The 17899-nt window shown below is 72.9% G+C and carries 12 protein-coding genes; 8 read left to right on the top strand and 4 right to left on the bottom strand.

Annotation, left to right across the window (positions count from 1 at the left end; translation table 11 throughout):
• Positions 1-231: 231 nt before the first annotated feature.
• The 7 genes from ACIQ87_RS08085 to ACIQ87_RS08055 all read left to right on the top strand — a co-directional run bounded on the left by ACIQ87_RS08085 (position 232) and on the right by ACIQ87_RS08055 (position 12865).
• On the top strand, positions 232-1074 hold the full coding sequence (locus tag ACIQ87_RS08085) for an ABC transporter ATP-binding protein (RefSeq protein ID WP_402403242.1): 843 nt from the start codon (positions 232-234) through the stop codon (positions 1072-1074).
• Complete coding sequence (locus tag ACIQ87_RS08080; RefSeq protein ID WP_402403240.1) at positions 1071-3683, top strand: FtsX-like permease family protein; 2613 nt, start codon at positions 1071-1073, stop codon at positions 3681-3683. The genes ACIQ87_RS08085 and ACIQ87_RS08080 overlap by 4 nt, the downstream gene beginning before the upstream one ends.
• A 582-nt stretch (positions 3684-4265) precedes the next feature.
• Positions 4266-4793: a hypothetical protein gene (locus tag ACIQ87_RS08075; protein WP_402403238.1), complete on the top strand. Its 528-nt coding sequence runs from the start codon at positions 4266-4268 to the stop codon at positions 4791-4793.
• A 404-nt stretch (positions 4794-5197) separates the two neighbouring features.
• Positions 5198-6730: a trypsin-like serine protease gene (locus ACIQ87_RS08070; protein ID WP_402403235.1), complete on the top strand. Its 1533-nt coding sequence runs from the start codon at positions 5198-5200 to the stop codon at positions 6728-6730.
• Positions 6731-6882: 152 nt separating this feature from the next.
• Positions 6883-8523 (top strand): trypsin-like serine protease, encoded by a 1641-nt coding sequence (locus ACIQ87_RS08065; RefSeq protein ID WP_402403232.1) that lies wholly within the window; start codon positions 6883-6885, stop codon positions 8521-8523.
• Positions 8524-8861: 338 nt separating this feature from the next.
• Positions 8862-12356, top strand: coding sequence for an ALF repeat-containing protein (locus ACIQ87_RS08060; protein WP_402403229.1), 3495 nt, complete (start codon positions 8862-8864; stop codon positions 12354-12356).
• A complete protein-coding gene (locus tag ACIQ87_RS08055) occupies positions 12353-12865 on the top strand; it encodes a DUF2247 family protein (RefSeq protein ID WP_402403226.1) in 513 nt (170 codons plus the stop codon). The genes ACIQ87_RS08060 and ACIQ87_RS08055 overlap by 4 nt, the downstream gene beginning before the upstream one ends.
• 196 nt (positions 12866-13061) lie before the next feature.
• Here ACIQ87_RS08055 and ACIQ87_RS08050 read toward each other — a convergent pair whose 3' ends face one another.
• The 3 genes from ACIQ87_RS08050 to ACIQ87_RS08040 form a co-directional block, all read right to left on the bottom strand.
• A complete protein-coding gene (locus tag ACIQ87_RS08050; protein WP_402403223.1) occupies positions 13062-13841 on the bottom strand; it encodes a response regulator transcription factor in 780 nt (259 codons plus the stop codon).
• A 117-nt stretch (positions 13842-13958) separates the two neighbouring features.
• Entirely contained in the window at positions 13959-14573 is a 615-nt protein-coding gene (locus ACIQ87_RS08045; RefSeq protein WP_402403221.1) for a hypothetical protein, read from the bottom strand.
• Between the two features lie 312 nt (positions 14574-14885).
• Positions 14886-16463, bottom strand: coding sequence for an FAD-dependent monooxygenase (locus ACIQ87_RS08040; protein WP_402403218.1), 1578 nt, complete (start codon positions 16461-16463; stop codon positions 14886-14888).
• 58 nt (positions 16464-16521) lie between these two features.
• On the opposite strand from ACIQ87_RS08040, the gene ACIQ87_RS08035 reads away from it, so the two are divergent.
• Entirely contained in the window at positions 16522-17163 is a 642-nt protein-coding gene (locus ACIQ87_RS08035; protein ID WP_402403215.1) for a TetR/AcrR family transcriptional regulator C-terminal domain-containing protein, read from the top strand.
• Between the two features lie 157 nt (positions 17164-17320).
• On the opposite strand, the gene ACIQ87_RS08030 is transcribed toward ACIQ87_RS08035, so the two are convergent.
• On the bottom strand, positions 17321-17659 hold the full coding sequence (locus ACIQ87_RS08030; RefSeq protein WP_402403212.1) for a cyclic-phosphate processing receiver domain-containing protein: 339 nt from the start codon (positions 17657-17659) through the stop codon (positions 17321-17323).
• Positions 17660-17899: the final 240 nt, after the last annotated feature.

Genomic DNA, 17899 nt, shown 5'->3' with positions numbered 1-17899 from the left:
CGGCCGGTTTCCTGCACTTGCCACAGCGCGGAGACTTCATGGCTACCTCTCGGCGGGCTGGATGCTTCGGAGGAACAGCCTAGGGAGGTGTTCCGGGTCCACCCGGGTGGGGTTAACCCCACCCCTCGTCCGCCGGCAGCCTCCATGGCTCGCGGTACCCGCCGTTCCTAGCCTGGGTCACGTCGACGACCAGCGACGATCCGCCGACGATCCGCGAGGGAAGGCCCCACCATGGCACGCCGCCACGACCGCTCCGAGCACCGCTCCGAGCACCGGTCCGAGTACCGGCCGACCGGGCCTAGCGGACCTACCGATCCTTCCGGTCGGGCCCGGGCCGCGATCGAGTTACGGGCGGTACGGCGCAGCTACGGGCGCGGCGGTGAGACGGTGCACGCGCTGCGCGGCATCGACCTGGCGCTGGCGCACGGCACCTTCACCGCTGTGATGGGCCCCTCCGGCTCCGGCAAGAGCACCCTCCTGCAGTGCGCCGCCGGCCTGGACAAGCCGACGTCGGGCCAGGTGTTCCTCGGCGGCGAGGAGATCACCCGCCTGAGCGAGAACCGGCTGACCGAACTGCGGCGCAGCCGGGTCGGGTTCGTGTTCCAGGCGTTCAACCTGCTGCCCTCGCTGACCGTGCTGCAGAACGTGCTGCTGCCGCTGCGCCTGGCCGGCGAGCGTCAGGACCGTGGCAGGGCAGGGGAGTTGCTCGACCAGGTCGGTCTGGGTGGCCATGCCTCGCGCCGGCCGGGCCAGTTGTCCGGCGGTCAGCAGCAGCGGGTGGCGATCGCCCGTGCGCTGATCACCCGCCCCGACGTGGTGTTCGCGGACGAGCCGACGGGTGCCCTGGACACCCGCACCGCGCACGAGGTGCTGGGACTGCTGCGGCACGCGGTGGACACGATGGGTGCGACGGTGGTCATGGTGACGCACGATCCGGTGGCGGCCTCGTTCGCCGACTGCGCGGTCTTCCTGGCCGACGGCGCCCTCGCGGGCGAGTTGCCCCACCCGGATCCGCAGTCCGTCGCCGACCGGATGGTCACGCTCACCACCGGCCGGGTGGAGGCGACGGCGTGAGCAACGGCCTCGCGCGCGCCTCGGTGCGCTTCCGGCCCGCCTCCTTCGCGGGCACGTTCATCGCCCTGCTCTTCGCCGCGGCGGTCATCATGGCCTGCGGCACCATGCTGCAGACCGGCATCACCGCCGCCGTGCCCCCGGTCCGCTACGCGAACGCGCCGGTCGTCGTCGCGGCCGAGCCGGACGTCGAGATCGTCCGCAAGGTCTCCGACAAGAAGGAGAAGACCGTCGACCGGCCCGTCTCCGACCGGGCCCGCGTCGATGCCGCCCTGGCCCGGCACATCGCCGCGCAGCCGGGCGTGGCGGCGGCCCGCGCCGACTCCGCCTTCCCGATCCAGCCGGGTCCGGCGGCGCCGGGCCTGACGGGGCGCGGGTACGCGGCGCTCGGCATCGCCGGCAGCGCGGACACCCTGGTCGAGGGCGTCGCCCCCGGCGACGGCGAGGTCGTCCTCGACGCCGCCACCGCACGCGCCGCCCACCTCGCCCCGGGCGCGAGCCTGAACCTGGTCGCGCCGGGCGGCAGCGGCACCTACCGCGTCTCCGGCCTGGCCGCGCCGCAGAGCGCCGGCCCCACCGCCTGGTTCGCCGACGACACGGCCGGCCGGCTCTCCGGCCACCCCGGCCGCGTCGACGCCATCGCCGTCCAGCCACGCGAGGGCGTCAGTGCCGGGGACCTCGCCCGGCACCTGCGCGACGCGCTGCGCGACACCGCCGACCGGAAGGCCCCCGGAGCATCCCAGCCCGCCACCTCCCCCACCGGGATCAGGGTGGTCACCGGCGACGCCCGCGGATCCGTCGAACAGCCGGCGCTCGGGGACGGCCGGACCCTGCTCATCGCGATCGGCGGTTCCTTCGGCGGCACCGCGACCATGACGGCCGTCTTCGTCGTGGTGTCCACCATCGCGCTGGCCATCGGCCAGCGAGCCCGGGAGTTCGCCCTGCTGCGCGCCGTCGGCGCGACGCCCCGCCAGATCCGCCGCTCCGTCGCCACGGAGGCGGCGCTGGTGGCCCCGCTCGCCGGAGTGCTCGGCCTCGTCCCGGGCGTGGCGCTGGCCCGTTGGTGGTTCGACGGCCTCGCCTCGCGCGGCGCCGTCCCCCGGGGCGTCGAACTGGACGTCGGCCCGCTCCCCGCGCTCGTCGCCGTCGCCACCTGCCTGCTCGCCGCACTGGCCGCCGGCCACCTCGCCGCCCGACGGCCCTCCAACCTGCGGCCCGGCCAGGCGCTCGGCGAGGCGTCGGTGCCGGTGGCGCGAACGGGCGTGCTGCGGACCCTCCTCGGTGTGGTGGCCATCGCCGGCGGCGTGGTGCTGACCGCGGTCGCCGCCAACCTGAGCGGCGAGAACGCCGCCAACACGGCGCTCGGCGTGGTCATGTGCTTCCTGGTGGCCATCGCCCTGCTCGGCCCGTGGGTGGCCCGGATCGCCGCCGGAGTACTCGGCCTGCCGCTGCGGGCCGGCGCGGGCGGCGCCGGCGGATCACTGGCCGCCGACAACGCCCGCGCCAACGCCCGCCGACTGACCTCCGCCCTCACCCCCATCGCGATGGTGACCGCCTTCTGCGGCACCATGCTGTTCATCCAGAGCAGCGTCCAGCACGCCACCGGCGAGCAGGTGCGCGACGGCATCGCGGCCGACCACGTGCTCGGCTCCACCGGCCCCGGCCTGCCCGCCACCACCGCCGAACAGGCCGCCCGGGTGCCCGGCGTCGACGCCGCGATCGGACTGCTGCGCACCGGTGCCGTCTACCGCTCCGACGGCAAGCTCCGCTCCGCCAACGTCCTCGGCGTCTCCGGCGACCCGGCGAAGCTGCCCCGGGTCCTCGACCTGGGGGTGCGGACCGGTTCGCTCGCCGACCTCGCCCGCGGCACCGACACCGTCGCCCTCGACACCGCGCTCGCCGACAAACTCGGCCTCAAGGCCGGTGACCGTGCCTCCTTCTGGCTCGGCGACGGCACCCAGGCCCGGCTGACGGTCGTCGCCACCTACGAACGCGGCCTCGGCTTCGGCCAGTTGATCCTGCCCCGGGCGGCCGTCGCCACCCACGCCGCCGTCGCCTACGACAGCCAGGTCCTGGTCGCGGACTCCCCCGGCACCGACCACGCCGACATCGCCACCCGCCTGGCGAACCTCGCCGCCGACACCTCCGGCACCGCCACCGCCACTCCCGGCGCACTCACCGTGGCCGACCGCGCCGGATACCTCGCCCAGACCGACCGCAAGCGGGCGGCCGGCGACTGGGCGAACTCCGTGATGGCGGGCGTCCTCGGCGGCTTCGCGGCGATCACCGCCGCCAACACCCTGGTGATGACCGTCCTCGACCGGCGCCGTGAAGTGGCCCTGCTGCGCCTCACGGGCGCCACCCGCCGCCAGATCCGCGGCATGATGCGCTGGGAGGCCCTCCTGGTGGCCGCGGCCGGACTACTGCTGGGCAGCGCGATCGCCTGGATCACCCTCGTCCCGATCGCCCGCGGCCTCGCCGGCACGGCACCGTACGTCCCACCGGGCACCGCCCTGACCCTGGCCGCCGCGGCCGTCACACTCTGCCTCGCCGCAACAGCCCTACCGACCCGAGCCCTGCTGCGCACCCGCCCGCTCGCGGCGGACGGCTGAACCACGTCCGGATCGGGCACCTCACCAGTGCCATGTGTCCTCGGTCACCGGTGTGCCGAACGAACATGTTCCGCCAACGCTGACTGAGGACACGGCGTTTGCCGGCTGCCGACGGCGCGAGTGCTTCGCGAGCGGCGCGGATCTCCTGCTCCCGCCCACTCCAACTGTGAGTCGACGGCGGGTCGCTACGGCGACAGACAACGGAAACGGGGCTCCACTGCTGAAAGCCCATGACCTTCGCGAGTGCCACCCGGTTCTCCGCCCGTGCCGATCCCGCTTCCTGACGCTCCAAAGGATTTCAAGGTTTGCTCGGCGGCAAATTCATGTTGCCGGTTGACTGAGTACGTACGCTGACGTACGGACTGTCGGGAAGCGATGCCTATCGACTCCAGGCGCGAGCGTCTCCGGGGATTCGTACACATCAGACGTATCGTCAGGACCCGCCCTGGCGGTCTTACTTGCGCGCTTAATTCGGCCCACCGGGACGTGCTGTGCTGATACGTTGCACATGCTTTACTCATGTCAATCTCATCTGAAGGCCTGGCCGATCGAGCCGGGCCTCCTCGGAATTAAGGATCGGCCGTGGAGATATCCCGCTTCCGCAAGCCCTTCATCGTCGGCGCGATCGGCGTTCTGGCCGCAGGCGTCGGGGTCGCCTCCCTGACGGTCGCGCAGGCCGCCACCGGGAGCAGCTCGGCGGACGTCTCGGCGATGCCCGTCGCCGTGGAGGACTTCCAGCACCCCGGAGCCGACCGCCTGCTGCAGGAGCGTCAGATCACGCTCCGGCAGGGCGACGGGCACATCTGGCTCAAGGAGGGCCCGGGGAACACGGTGCCGACCGACTGCCAGGCCTCGAACGAGATCTTCATCGAGTCCCGCCTCGACAAGCGCGGCTACTGCTTCACCACCAACAGCAAGACGGGCTACCTCGCCATGGAGCTGCCGGACGTCTACGGCATCTGGACCGAGGACCGCGCCGTCAGTGCCAAGCTCACCGCCGGAGGGCAGGAGAAGCAGGTCGACGTAGCCCCGAACTCGGCCGCGCCCGTCGGCGAGAGCCTGCCCGGCGGGAAGCGCTCCGTTCTGGTCGAACTGCGCGTCACCGGCTGACGAACCCCCCCCCGCGCAGGCCTCGCCGGCTGCTGTGCGGCCTGCGAGGATCCGGCAGGCATCAACACCAGTCGGACGGCTGCCGACCGCTGACGACAGGCACCCCGGCGCCGTGTCCGTGCCTACGAGGGCCCCGGATCCTACGGATCGACGCCGGCGCCCTGAGCCATCCGGAGATCCGAGTTGCCGTCAGCGGCGGGCGTCGAGCAGCACTCCGGTCGGCTGCCCTGGCCGTCCATGCCGAGGAGCCGACCGATTCACTTCGGCCCATACCTGTGGGCATCCCGCATCCGTTCATTCTTCGCAGGGACCTCCCCATGTATCGCAAAACCCAGCCCCAATCTCAGTCTCAGTCTCAGTCTCAGTCTCAGCACCAGTCTCGTTTCCGGCGGACGGGGGTGCTGATGGCGGCCGCGACCGCCGCCACGCTGAGCACCGTCTCCCCGGCCGGCGCCGTGGTGGGCGACGCGGCCGCCGACAACACGTACGCCAGTACCGCCCGGATCGTCGTCGGTGACAACCTGCGTGGCTGCACGGGTGCGCTGGTCGACCGCAACTGGGTACTGACCGCCGCGTCGTGCTTCTCCGACGACCCGGCGCAGCCGCAGGCGCTCGCGGCGGGCGCGCCGAAGTGGAAGACGACCGTCACGGTCGGCGGCAAGTCGGTCCAGGTGGCCGAGTTGGCGCCGCGTCAGGACCGTGACCTGGTGATGGCCCGCCTGGCCACGCCCGTGGACGGGGTCGCTCCGCTGGCGCTGGCGACCACGGCTCCGGTGGCCGGGCAGAGCCTGCGGGTGCCCGGTTTCGGTCGGACCAAGGACGAGTGGGCGCCGCTGAAGCTGCACACCGGATCCTTCAGTCTCGACACGGTGAGTGCGACCGGCATCGGCACCACCGGCACCGGCGGCGCCGCGATCTGCAAGGGCGACACCGGTGCTCCGGCGATCCGTGAGGTGAACGGCAAGGCCGAGCTGGTCGCCGTCGCCTCCCGTTCCTGGCAGGGTGGTTGTCTGGGCGTGCCCGCCACGGAGACCCGCACCGGCGCGTACAACACCCGGGTCGACGACCTCGGCGGCTGGGTGCAGCAGGTGAAGATGTCGGGTCTGGTGAGCCGGCTGTTCGTGGTCGGCGGTGACGGCCGGATCTGGGGGAACGGCGGCGCCTACACGGAGAACGTGTGGGGCACCTTCGGCCCGGTGCCCGGCAAGAACGACGTCCGGCAGGTCAGTGCCACCACGATGGGCGACAAGGTCCGCCTGTTCATGGTCGGCGGCGACCAGCGGATCTGGACCACCACCGGCGACTACGCCGCCGGCGGCTGGAGCCCCTACGACGTGGTCCCGAACAACAGCGGCATCCAGCAGGTGACCGCCGTCGCGATGGGCAGCAAGGTGCGCCTGTTCGCGATCGGCGGCGACCAGCGGGTCTACACCGCGGCCGGCGACTACGCCGCCGGCGTCTGGACCACGTTCGAGGCGCTGCCCACCAGCAATATCAACCAGGTCGCGGCCGTCGCCGTCGGCGACACCGTGCGCCTGTTCGTGATCGGCGGCGACAACCAGATCTGGACCACCACCGGCGACTACGCCGCCGGCACCTGGACCCCGTTCACGGCCGTGCCCAGCACCGGCATCCAGCACATCGCCGTCACCGCCTCCGGGAACACCGTGAGCCTGTTCGCGGTCGGTGCGGACCAGAAGGTCTGGACCACCAGCAGCACCGGCAACGGCCCCTGGGCCACCTTCGAGGCCGTCCCGAACACCGGCGGCATCAAGCAGGTCGCGGCCACGACGATGGGCGACAAGGTGCGCCTGTTCGCCATCAGCAGCGCCGACGAGATCTGGACCGCGGACCGGAAGGCCGACAGCGGCTGGACGACCTTCTACCCGGTCGCGAGCAGTTCCATCCGGAGCGTCTCCGCCGCCACCACCGGCTGAGCCGGTCCGGCACCCAGGCCTCGCCGACCGTTGTGCGGCCGGCGAGGCCTGGGCGGGCATCGGCGCCGACTCGAGCACGAGCCCCTGAACCTCATCCGCACCCCCGGCTCTCGCGGGGTGCCGCCTTTCGACGTCTCGAGGAGACCTCTGTCATGTCCCGCAAGACCCCGTCCCGTTCCTGGCGGACCGGTGTGCTGGTCGCGGCCGCGACCGCCGGCACGCTGAGCACCTTCTCCCCGGCCGGAGCCGTGGTCGGCGATGCGGCCGCCGACGGCTCCTACGCCTTCACCGCGCGCCTGGTGATCGGCGACAACCTGCGGGCCTGCACCGGCGCGCTGGTGGACCGCAGTTGGGTGCTGACCGCCGCCTCCTGCTTCGCCGACGACCCGGCGCAGCCGCAGGCCCTCGCGGCCGGCGCGCCGAAGTGGAAGACGACCGTGACCGTCGGCGGGAAGTCGGCGGAGGTCTCCGCTCTGGTGCCGCGTGCCGACCGTGACCTGGTGATGGCCCGTCTGGCCACGCCCGTCGACGGTGTCGCCACGCTGCCGGTCGCCACCGCCGCCCCCACCGCCGGGCAGACGCTGCGGGTGCCCGCCTACGGGCGGACCAAGGACGAGTGGGTGCCGAACAAGCTGCACAGCGGCGCGTTCTCCCTCGACACGGTGAGTGCTGCGGGCATCGGCACCACCGGCACGGGCGGCGCGGCGATCTGCAAGGGCGACACCGGCGCTCCCGTGGTGCGTGAGGTGAACGGCAAGGCCGAGCTGGTGGCCGTCGCCTCCCGCTCGTGGCAGGGCGGCTGCCTGGGCGTACCCGCCACCGAGACCCGCACCGGCGCGTTCAACTCCCGCGTCGACGACGTCGCCGGGTGGGTGCAGCAGGTCCGTGCGAAGGCCGTGGGCTGGAAGACCCAGGCCCTGGTGCGCAGTGACGCGAACCTGTTCTTCGCGTCCCGGCTGTACGACGGGTCGTGGACGCCGTTCGAGGATGTCCAGGCCGTGGCCGGGAACATCGGTGGTGTGCGGGCCGCGTCCTCGGTCGGTATCAACGGTGACACCCATGTGGTCGCGCTCGGCGGTGACGGGCACCTGCACTACGCCGTGCACAACCTCGACGGCGGCTGGGGGCAGAAGTTCGTCGACCTGAACACGACGGTGTCCGACCTGGGCAACATCACCCAGGTGACCATCGCCTCGGTCGGTGGTGACCTGCACGTGGTCGTCGTCGCGGACGGCTACCTGTTCCACAACGTCCGCTCCGCGAGCGGGCAGTGGACGTCGTTCAAGCTGGTCACCGACGCGACCGGCCCGCTGAACGGGATCACGTCCATCTCGGCGGCCGGTGCCGCGGGCGGGGAGCTGCACATCGCCGCCGTGTCGGGCGGGAAGGTCTACCACGCGGCCCGTTTCGCCTCCGGGAGCTGGTCCCGCTGGGGCTCGGTCGCCGAGGCCGCCGGTGCCACCGCGCCGGTGAGCGCCGTCGCCGTCACCCGGCAGAACGACGACCTCGACCTCGCCCTGATCGCGAGCGACGGCCAGTACCACACCATGCGCTACGCCAGCGGCAGCTGGCAGCCGGTCAGGTCGCTCGGCAGCGTCGTCGGGAACATCGCCGGCACCGGTATCAGCGCCGCCACCGTCGACACCGACGCCGTGTTCGCCGTCACCACCAACGACAACAAGGTCCTGCTCACCGCCCGCCACACCGACGGCGGCTGGAGCGCCCCCGAGGACCTCAACCTCACCGCGATCCCCGGCAACCACACCGGAACCGTGATCACCAGCTCCCTCTGATCACCACACCGTCGAGTCAGGGCTCCGGCGGGAGAGGCCTTGGCCCTTCCTGTCGGAGCCCTGGCCCCCTGCCGTCGGCGGCCGTATCCGCGCCGCCGGCCAGGAAGCCCATGCCCCACAGAGAGGAACGTCTCATGAAACGCTCACCGCGCTCCCTGGGAGCGCCGGAAGGCACTGGGAAGAGGCACCCCCGGGGGAGCCGAACGGCGGGGGTGCGCCGCGCGTGCGCGGTTCTCCTGCCCATCGCTCTCGCCGCCGGCCTGCTCGGCACGACATCCGCGTCAGCGGCGGAGTCCGACGGCACCCCGGACCTGCCCGGGCTGACGGACCGTGGCCGCGTGGTCGGTCTGTGGACCATCGGTGGCCCGGGCGTGAAGGCCGCGGCCGAGGCTGCGCTGACCGGTTCGGACGAGGACGTCAAGCGGTTCCTCGACGTCGAGAACGGCGACGCGGCGTACCACGACAACCGGGTGAGCGCGTTCCAGATACTCGGCCTCGGCGGGCCCGGAGTGCAGGAGGCCGCGACCAAGGCACTGCGGGGTTCCCCGGCCGATCTGCGGGCCTTCCTCAGGGACGGCTGGCAGACCCCGCTGGAACAGGACCGGCGGGTCGAAGCCTTCCAGCTCGTCGCCACCGGCGGCGTCAGCGTCAAGGAACAGGCCACCACCGCGCTCAAGGGCACGCCCGAGGACGTGAAGAGGTTCCTGGAACAGGGCCAGTACGACGCCCGGGAAGTCGACAACCGCGCACGGACGATGCAGCTCCTCGGCTCCGGTGGCCCGGCCATGAAGGAGGCCGCCAAGGTCGCGCTGCGTGGCACGCCCTCCGACATCGTCGAGTTCCTGGAAATCGGTCAGTTCGTCGCCGCTGCCCGGGACAAGGAACGCGCCACCATCTCGCAGCTGGCCGACCAGGCCGAGCAGGCCGGCGCGCAGGCCCTGGCCGCCAAGGATGCCGCCAAGGCGGCGTCCGAGCGCGCGGTCAAGGCCTCCCAGCTCGCCAAGGACGCCGCGGAGACCGCGGCGACGGAGACCGAGAAGGCCGGCCAGGACCTGGCCCGTGCCACGGCGGCCGCCAAGGACGCGGCCGATGCGGCCCAGGGCGCGGCGGCGGCCGCGCAGCAGGCGACGGCCGCCGCCGGTGCCGCCAACCAGGCCTCCCGGGTCGCCTCCAGCGCCGCGGCCCAGGCCGCCAGCGCGGCCAGCGGCGCAGCCCTCGCGGCGGCCGGTGCCCGCAAGGCCGCCAGCGCCGCCTCCTCGGACGCGGGCAAGGCCGCCGAGGCCCGCCAGCGGGCCGAGGAAGCACGCAATGCCGCCGGTGACGCCCAGCGGGCCGCGGACGCCGCGAACAGTGCCGGCACCGCTTCCCTGGCAGCAGGCGAGGCCGCGACTGCGGCCAAGAGCGCCAGTGGCAACGCGAACGCGGCCGCCGGTTCCGCGGAGAAGGCGGGTCGTCTGGCAAGCGCCGCCGGTGCCGGCGCCAACCGCGCACAGGCCGCGGCCGAGCAGGCCCGCCGCCAGGCGGCCGAGGCCAACCGGGCCGCGGACGCGTCCGCGGCGCTGGCCGCCCAGTCAGCCCAGGCCGCCTTCCAGGCCCGCGACGCCGCCCGCTCGGCGGCCACGCACGCCCAGAACGCGGCGGCGGCCGCCGACCAGGCTGCCGCGCACGCGGGTGAGTCCGCCGTCTCGGCGGCCGAAGCCGCCCGACAGGCAGAGGCGGCACGCACCGCCGCGTCGGCGGCGGGCGAGGCCGTGAAGACCGCCGGCGGCGTCTACGAACTCGCCCGCAAGACCGAGGCGGAGGACCTCACCGCCCGCACCGCAGCCGCCATCGAGACGGCTCGGGACATGAAGAAGGCCGACGACGAGGCCATCGGTGGCATCGGCACGCTCCTCGCCGACTGGCGGGCCCAGGACGCGGAAGCCGCCGCTCTGGCCGCCGAGGCCGGTCGGCCCGGCGCGGACCCGAAGGCACTGGCGGCCAAGGGCCGCAAGGTCGCGCTCCGGACCATGGAGACCGGCGGCTCGTGGTCCCAGGAAGCCGCGGCCGGCGCCCTGTCCGGTACCGACGACACCGTCCTGGACTGGGCGCGCACCGGTCGGCACAAGGCCGAACTGGACGACATGCGCCAGAACGTGCAGGAGATCGCCCAGGACAGCCCCGACGAAGCCGTCCGGACCGCCGCCACGGCCGCGCTCAAGGGCAGCGCCCAGCAGATCGAGGCCTTCTACACCACCGGCCAGCACGAGGCCGCGGTGACCGACAACCGGGTCCGCGCCTACCAGGTGATGGCCGCCGGCGGAACCAGCGTCAAGGAAGCCGCCGAGAAGGCCCTGCGTGACGGATCGCCCAAGGCCGTCGCCGCCTTCCTGGCGACCGGCCAGTACAACGCCCGTCAGATCGACGAACGGGTTCTGGCCACCCAACTGCTCGCCAGTGGCGGCCCGGAGGTTCAGGCCTCGGCCAGGATCTCGCTCTCCGGCACGCCCGACCTCGTCAGCTCCTTCCTGAAGACCGGCCAGTACATGGCCGACCGCAAGGACCAGCTGACCTCCGCCCATGTCGCGCAGATGCGCCGTCTGATCGCCGAAGCCTCCCAGACCGCGGCCAACGCCCAGCAGGACGCCTGGGAGGCCACCGAGGCCGCCGCCATCGCCGCCAACGCCTCCGGCGAGGCCGACAACGCCCGCGACCAGGCCCGTTCCTTCGCCGACCAGGCGGCCGGCTTCGCCGCCGCGGCCGGCCGGTCCGCCCAGGACGCCGAAGCCTCGGCCACTCGCGCCGCCCAGTCCGCCACCACCGCCCGCAACGCCGCCCAGGCCGCCGGGCGCGATGCCGCCAAGGCCACCGCCGCGGCGACCCGCGCCCGCGCGTCCGCGGCCCAGGCGCGCTGGTCCGCCGCCGTCGCCCGCGACGCCGCCACCCAGGCCTACAACTCCGCGATCGCGGCGGGACGGGACGCCGGAGCCGCCCAGCAGGCCGCCGACGAAGCCTGGGGCATCGCCGCGGAGAAGGCGATCCAGGAGCGCCAGGCCGAACTGGCGGCCGGGGACCCGGGTATCGAGGCCCAGAGCAAGCAGCTCGAGGAGGAGTTCACCAAGGCGCTGGAGGCGCAGATCCGCCAAGAGATCTGGAAGGCGCAGTACTTCAGCCAGTTCAACTGCTTCTTCATCACGCCCGACACGCCGCGGGAGTTCATCGCCCAGTGCAACATGGCCAAGGCGAACGGCACGTACGGGCCGGGCGGCGTGTTCGGACCGGGCACCATCACCGGACTCCTCGCCGAGTGGGGGTCCAGCAACGAGGTGCAGATCCTGAAGCAGCTCACCAAGTCCGTTCTCGGGGTGGACACCGCCGAGGAGTGCGTCAAGGAGAAGAACCTCGTCTCCTGCGCAGAGCTCGCCGTGACCTTCTTCCCGGCCGGGCGGGCCGCCAAGCTCGCAGAAATCGCGACCAAAGCCAAGACCATCGAGCAGATCACCCGGGTATCGAGCGCCACGATCAAGTGGATTGAGAAGATTGACTATCTTCCCTCGCCGATGGAAGCGCAGCGGGCGATCGAAAAGCTTCCGCGCTGGGGTTCCGGGCTGATTCGAGACGGCCGGCACCTCGCGCCCGACTTCGTGGTGAAGGACATCTCCTCCAAGGGCACGGTGTTCAGGATCACCGGCGGTGACGGAAGGCCACGCGTCCTCGTGCAGATGCCGGGCGAAGTGAACGGCGTTACGGGCCGCTTCGAGTGGCTCATCGAGGACCAGGGCGGCATCCAGGTAGTATCCCACCAAGGGTTCGTCAAAAACGGAACGATCAACGGTATCCCCAATAAGCCATGAGTGACTTTCTGAACTTCAAGATCCCGGCGGACTTCATCGAACCGCGTGTCCGCCCAAGCCTCGCGGAGCTCGAGTACGGGCACCGCGAAGGCTGGATCGACGCCGACGGTGTCATCCGTCTCTGCACGCGACGCCTCGAGGCAGGCCAGGCGTCGCCGACGGAGGAGACGATCGCACTTCTGCTGTCCGACGAAGCCGACCAGGTGGCCGGACTTCTGGAAGGGTCCGATGCGGGCCATACCGCGGACGACCTGCGGCTGGTGTGGCGATACCTGGCGCTCGCCTGGGCCTATGAGCACCGCGAAGACCTGGGCGACGCCCTGGGGGTGGTCGAGATGCTGTACGCGGGCTTCGACTACCCCTCCGAGATGGAGGGCTTCGTCCGCTACATGCCGGCACAGCCCGGGCAGACGACGGGAATCGATGCCCTCATGTCGCGGTGGGAGGAATTCGTCCGCAACGAGGGGGAGTTCTACCGAGGTCGTGATCGGGAGTCCGAAACCGACTGACGCCACCGGTGTCCGACACCGATCCGCCCGGCCATCGGCTGGGAAGGGCTGCTTCCGCGGGACCGCGGAAGCAGCCCTTGCTTGTGGGCTGAACGGCGGACCTCCCTCCACGAGCGGGTCCTTGTCGGCGCGCTGCGGGCAACGGCCTCGCGCGGCACGCTCACCGCCCAAGCCGTGGCCCTCACCCCGGGCCGCGTCAGCGGGGGCAGCCGATTCCCCAGGCGGCGGCCCGGGCCGCGGCGGCCGCGCGGTTGGGGAGGTCGAGCTTGGCGAGGATGTGCTCGATGTGGGTCCCCACGGTGCGGGGCGTGACGTACAGCCGTTCGGCGATCTCCCGGTTGGTGCGGCCGGCCGTCAGTTCGGCCAGGACCTGCAGCTCGCGCGGCGAGAGCCCGCCGGGCCGGGACGCGGCGCCCGGACCGGGCACGGCGGCCACGGCGGGCTCCTCGGACCGCGGGCCCGCGTGGGGGGCGACGGCCTCGGCGAGCGCCTCGCTGAGCAGGGTGACCACGGCCCGCGCGGGATCGGGCGCGCACCGCGGCCGGCGGGTGCTCACGTTCAGCACCCCGACGTACCGGCCGTCGACGGCGAAGAGGCACTGGGCCACCCCGTCCTCGATGCCGAGCGGGCGCAACACCTCCCGGAAACCCGGGGAGGCCGCCAGGAGCCGTCCGGGAACGTCCCCGAGCCAGAGGCCGCCCCGGGCCGGGCTGCGGAGCACCGGGAACACCGGGTCGCGATGGAGCCTCGTCTCGATGTACGCGGTGGCGTCCTCCGGGTAGCTCCCGGCCAGGGTGGTGTGGCAGCCGCGCAGCGGATCCCACCGGGCCAGCGAGGCGTGGTCGTACTCCATCACCCCCGACAGCGCCGCCAGGACCGCGTCGGGGCCGGCCGTGCCGGCCGCCGCGCCCCTGGCCGCCTCGCGGACGCCCACGGCCGCGTCCAGGATCTCCGCCACGCTGCGCTCCGCTGCCATCGTTCCAGGATGATCACGTGCCCGGAACGCGTCAAACGCGCGGCGCCTCGTGCACGATCCGCCCGTCCATGACGCCCTGTCGCGTGCCGGGGGCCGTGGCGCCGACGGCGCCGCCAGCTAGTCCCGGCCGTCGGGCTTCAGGGGCCTGCCGTCCAGGGAGGTGGTCGTGAGCGAGGCACGGAGCTCGGTGATGACGGTGGTTCGGCCGACCGCCGCGCAGGTCATCTCCAGGAGCACGAAGCCCAGGCGGTGCTTTCCCCGCACCATGCCGGAGCCGACCAGGCTGCCGATCCCCTCGCACAACCAGTCGTAGGCGCTCTGCGCGTCGCCGTCCTGCCATCCGTCGAAGGCCGCCGCCTCGATGCCGAGGGCCAGCTTCTCGGCCAGGTACTCGGGGTCCAGGACGGTACGGAAGCGGATCGTCAGACGCTCGAACTCGTGACCCGCGCCGAACTCCCACAGCGCCCACAGCTCGTCGACGCCGTTCGCCCGGGGCGTGGCTTCGAGGAGCCAGTCGTACCGCTCCATGAAGGGCGCGTCGAGGTCCAGCCATCGGTCGCGTTCGCGCGGCAGCACCAGCCAGGGGCTCGGAACCTCTTCGAAGGCCGGCCAGTCCACCTCGGGGCATTCCCAACGCCCGGTCCACGAGCGGACCTTCTCCCGGTTGGCGATGAACTTCGCGCGTGCCTCGTCCGCTTCCCGCCGCTTCCGCCTGCCCAGGACCATGCGCACCTGCCTTCCCCGGTCGCCCCCCGCCGGCCGCGGCTCCGTGCCCGTCCGCGACTCAAGCCCGACAGGTGGGGACCGGATCAATGTATCGACGCACAGGTCGTTCGAAAACCACTGCGGCACATCGGAGTTGGGATTCCGGACCGCCCCTGCGAGCCTCCGTGCCAGGAACGCCACCGTCGCCGAGGGCCGGTCACGCCGGCCCCGCGGGGGCGGCGCCGGAGGCACCGCACGCGATGCGGTGCCTCCGGCCGGGTCGATCAGCCGGAGGACCGGGCGCCGGACGTGCCGTGGTGGGTGCCCGCCTTTCCGCTCCTAGCGGCGGGCGAGGGTCGCCGTGACGGCGGTGCGGGCGGGTTCGCGGGGGTCGGGGGCGGTGGAGAGCCAGGCGAGGTGGCCGTCGGGGCGGACGAGGGCAGCGGTGACTCCGGACCAGGCGGGGCGGTGACCCTGGGGGCGGTGACCGGCCGGAGGGGCGGTGTGGACGTCGAGGCCCGGCGTGACGTCGTGGGCCAGCGGCGCGAGCGGTGACGGTGCGTCGGGGGCGGTGGTCAGGTCGAGCAGGACGTAGCGGCCGCGGCGCAGCAGGGGCAGCAGCGTCGCGCCGCCGTGGACGGCGAGGTCGGGGGCCCGGGTCCCGGTGAGCGGGTGGCTGCCGGACGGCTCGGCGGGCGGGTAGTGGACGGCGAGTCCGGAAGCGCGCAGGGCCAGGGCGTCGGAGAACTCCGGTACCTCGCCGATGAGTTCGCCCATCAGATCACGCATGGCGAGGTTCTCCGGGGTGTAGCCGGTCATCAGGCCGGTCTGCGCGCTGGTGCTGCGCAGCAGGTCGGCGCCGACGGGGTGGCGTTCGGTGTGGTAGCTGTCGAGCAGGCCGTCGGGGGCGGTGCCGGCGAGGGTCTGGGCGAGCTTCCAGCCGAGGTTGCCGGCGTCCTGGAGGCCGACGTTGAGGCCGGGGCCGCCGGCGGGGAAGTGGGTGTGCGCGGCGTCGCCGGCGAGCAGGACCCGGCCGTGGCGGTAGCACTCGGCCTGGCGGGTGGCGTTGCCGAAGACGGAGATCCAGTGCGGGTCGCGCATACCGAGGTCGGTGCCGGCGATCCGGCGCACCCGGGTGCGGAGTTCCTCGACGGTGGGGGTCTCGGGCGGCTCCTGGACGCTGTGCGCGTCGTTGCCGACCACCCGGTGGAGGCCGTCGGGCAGGGGGAAGACCATGACGGTGCCGTGCTCGTTGAAGGCGGTGTGCGCGGCGGGCGGCGCGTCGAGCGTGACGTCGGCCATCCAGGCCCACCGGGTGGCGGACGCACCGGGGAACCCGATGCCCGCGGCGGTGCGTACGGTGCTGCGGCTGCCGTCGCAGCCGACCAGGTAGGCCGCGCGCAGCTGCCGGTGCCCGGTGGGGGTGTCGACCTCGACGGTCACCGCGTCGTCGTGCTGGGTCAGACCGGTCACCCGGTGCTCGCGCAGCAGGCGGACGCCGACGGCCTCGGCGTGGGCGGCGATGAGTTCCTCGGTGCGGACCTGCGGCAGGACGAGGGTGAACGGGTAGGGCGTGTCCAGCCGGGAGAAGTCCATCCGGGTGGTGAGCGCGGCGAAGTGCCCGTCGGGCACCCGCAGTCCTTCGGCGAGGAAGGGCGCCACCAGCCCCCGGGCGGCGAACAGTTCGAGGGTGCGCGGGTGGACGGTGAGGGCGCGGGAGTGCGGGTCGGGCTCGGCCCGGGTCTCCAGCACGGTCACGTCGACGCCGTGGAGCCGCAGCTCGCAGGCGAGCCAGAGGCCGACCGGTCCGCCTCCGGCGATGACGACGCCGTGCGGGGTATCCGGTGCGGCGGTGTGTTCGGCGGTGGCGGGTGCGGCGGTGGCGGGTGCGGCGGTGGCGCGCGTTCCTTCGGGCATGACGAAGCTCCCCTTCTTGGTCAGTGACCAATAGCGATGCCTCCAGTAGACTAGGTCAGTGACCAAGAAGCAAACCCCGGCCGCCCCGCGGACCCGCCTCGACCCCGCCGCCGTGGTGCGGGCGGCACTCGAACTGCTCGACGAGAAGGGCGCCGACGCCGTCTCCCTGCGCGGCACGGCCGAACGCCTCGGCGTACGGATGAACACCGTGCTGTGGCACGCCAAGACCAAGGCCCGGCTGCTGGAGCTGATGGCCGACGCGATCGTCGCCGGGATCCCGCTCACCGCACTGCCCACGGCCCCGGACGAGCGGGCGCGCGAACTGGCCCGCCGCTACCGCCGCAGCCTGCTCGCCCACCGCGACGGCGCGGCCGTCGTCGCCGGCACCTACGCCGCCGAGCCCGCGACCCTCGCGTTCGCCGAGCACCTCGTGGCGGCCCTGCTCGACGCCGGACTCGACGAACGCCGGGCCGCCTGGACGTTCTGGAGCATCCAGTACCTGACGCTCGGCCTGACGCAGGAGGAGCAGGCACTCGCCACCTCCGGCGAGGAGCACACCCTCGGCCCCGCACTCGCCGACGGCCGCTACCCCGCGCTCGACCGGGTGGTGCCGCACCTGGAGGACACGGCGTTCGACGAACGCTTCGAGTTCGGCCTCGACCGGCTACTGCGCCCCCTCGGGCCGACCGGCGAGGCGTGACAGGGAGGCACGGCCGGGGAAGCACGGCCGGGGAGGGGAGGCCGATGCCGGGCCCCGACGTCTCGGGCAGCTCTGATCTGATCTGATCCAGCGGGGGGTTTCCGGCTCAGCCCCACGACTCGTCAACCACCGGGGCCCCGACCCGACACCGGGCTCCCTACGCCACTGCCCGCCGAACGCGGTAGTTCCAGCGCGTGAGCGACCGGACGACGGTTGCGGCGCCGATGGGGTTGGCGCTGTGGACGAAGACGGTTCCGATCCGGAAGGGCCGTCCGTTGAAGGCGGCTTCTTCCATGAGGGTGACCACGGGCATGATGCTGTCGTCCCCGCCGAGATCGTGGTCGAGCCAGAGTTCGTCGATGAAGACGTCGCGGTGTTCTTCCAGGAGCTGGACGCCCTCACGGCTGGTCCGGGCGATCCGCGTGACTCCGGGGAGCGGTCGGAGGTCGTCTATGCCGAGGATGACGGGCGTCGGCGCGACTGAATCCTCTTTCATCTGATCATCATCGCAGTAGAGCGGCCGCCAGAGTTGCGGGGATACCGCACCTGGCGCCCGCTTCCCGCGTCCCTCGCGGCGGCCTGCGCGGACCGGGTGGTCCTGCTGACGGGCGGGGCGACGGTCGCCGGGGTGCCGCCGGAACGGACCTGAGCCAACCGGAACGGACCTGAGCCGAAGGGACCGGTCGTCCGGCCGGAAGCCGCACGAGCCAGGACGCCGCTCCCCGGGGCACCCCGC

This window comes from Kitasatospora sp. NPDC096204, from assembly GCF_044763205.1.
GTDB lineage: Bacteria > Actinomycetota > Actinomycetes > Streptomycetales > Streptomycetaceae > Kitasatospora.
Note: the sequence above shows the minus strand (reverse complement) of the source record. Positions and strands in the feature narration are given on the sequence as shown.

What these genes read in the sequence shown, in the direction of transcription:
- ACIQ87_RS08085 (WP_402403242.1), top strand. Translation starts at nt 232, where the DNA reads ATGGCACGCCGCCACGACCGCTCCGAGCACCGCTCCGAGCACCGGTCC.
- ACIQ87_RS08070 (WP_402403235.1), top strand. Translation starts at nt 5,198, where the DNA reads ATGGCGGCCGCGACCGCCGCCACGCTGAGCACCGTCTCCCCGGCCGGC.
- ACIQ87_RS08065 (WP_402403232.1), top strand. Translation starts at nt 6,883, where the DNA reads ATGTCCCGCAAGACCCCGTCCCGTTCCTGGCGGACCGGTGTGCTGGTC.
- ACIQ87_RS08055 (WP_402403226.1), top strand. Translation starts at nt 12,353, where the DNA reads ATGAGTGACTTTCTGAACTTCAAGATCCCGGCGGACTTCATCGAACCG.
- ACIQ87_RS08050 (WP_402403223.1), bottom strand. Translation starts at nt 13,841, where the DNA reads ATGGCAGCGGAGCGCAGCGTGGCGGAGATCCTGGACGCGGCCGTGGGC.
- ACIQ87_RS08040 (WP_402403218.1), bottom strand. Translation starts at nt 16,463, where the DNA reads ATGCCCGAAGGAACGCGCGCCACCGCCGCACCCGCCACCGCCGCACCC.
- ACIQ87_RS08030 (WP_402403212.1), bottom strand. Translation starts at nt 17,659, where the DNA reads ATGAAAGAGGATTCAGTCGCGCCGACGCCCGTCATCCTCGGCATAGAC.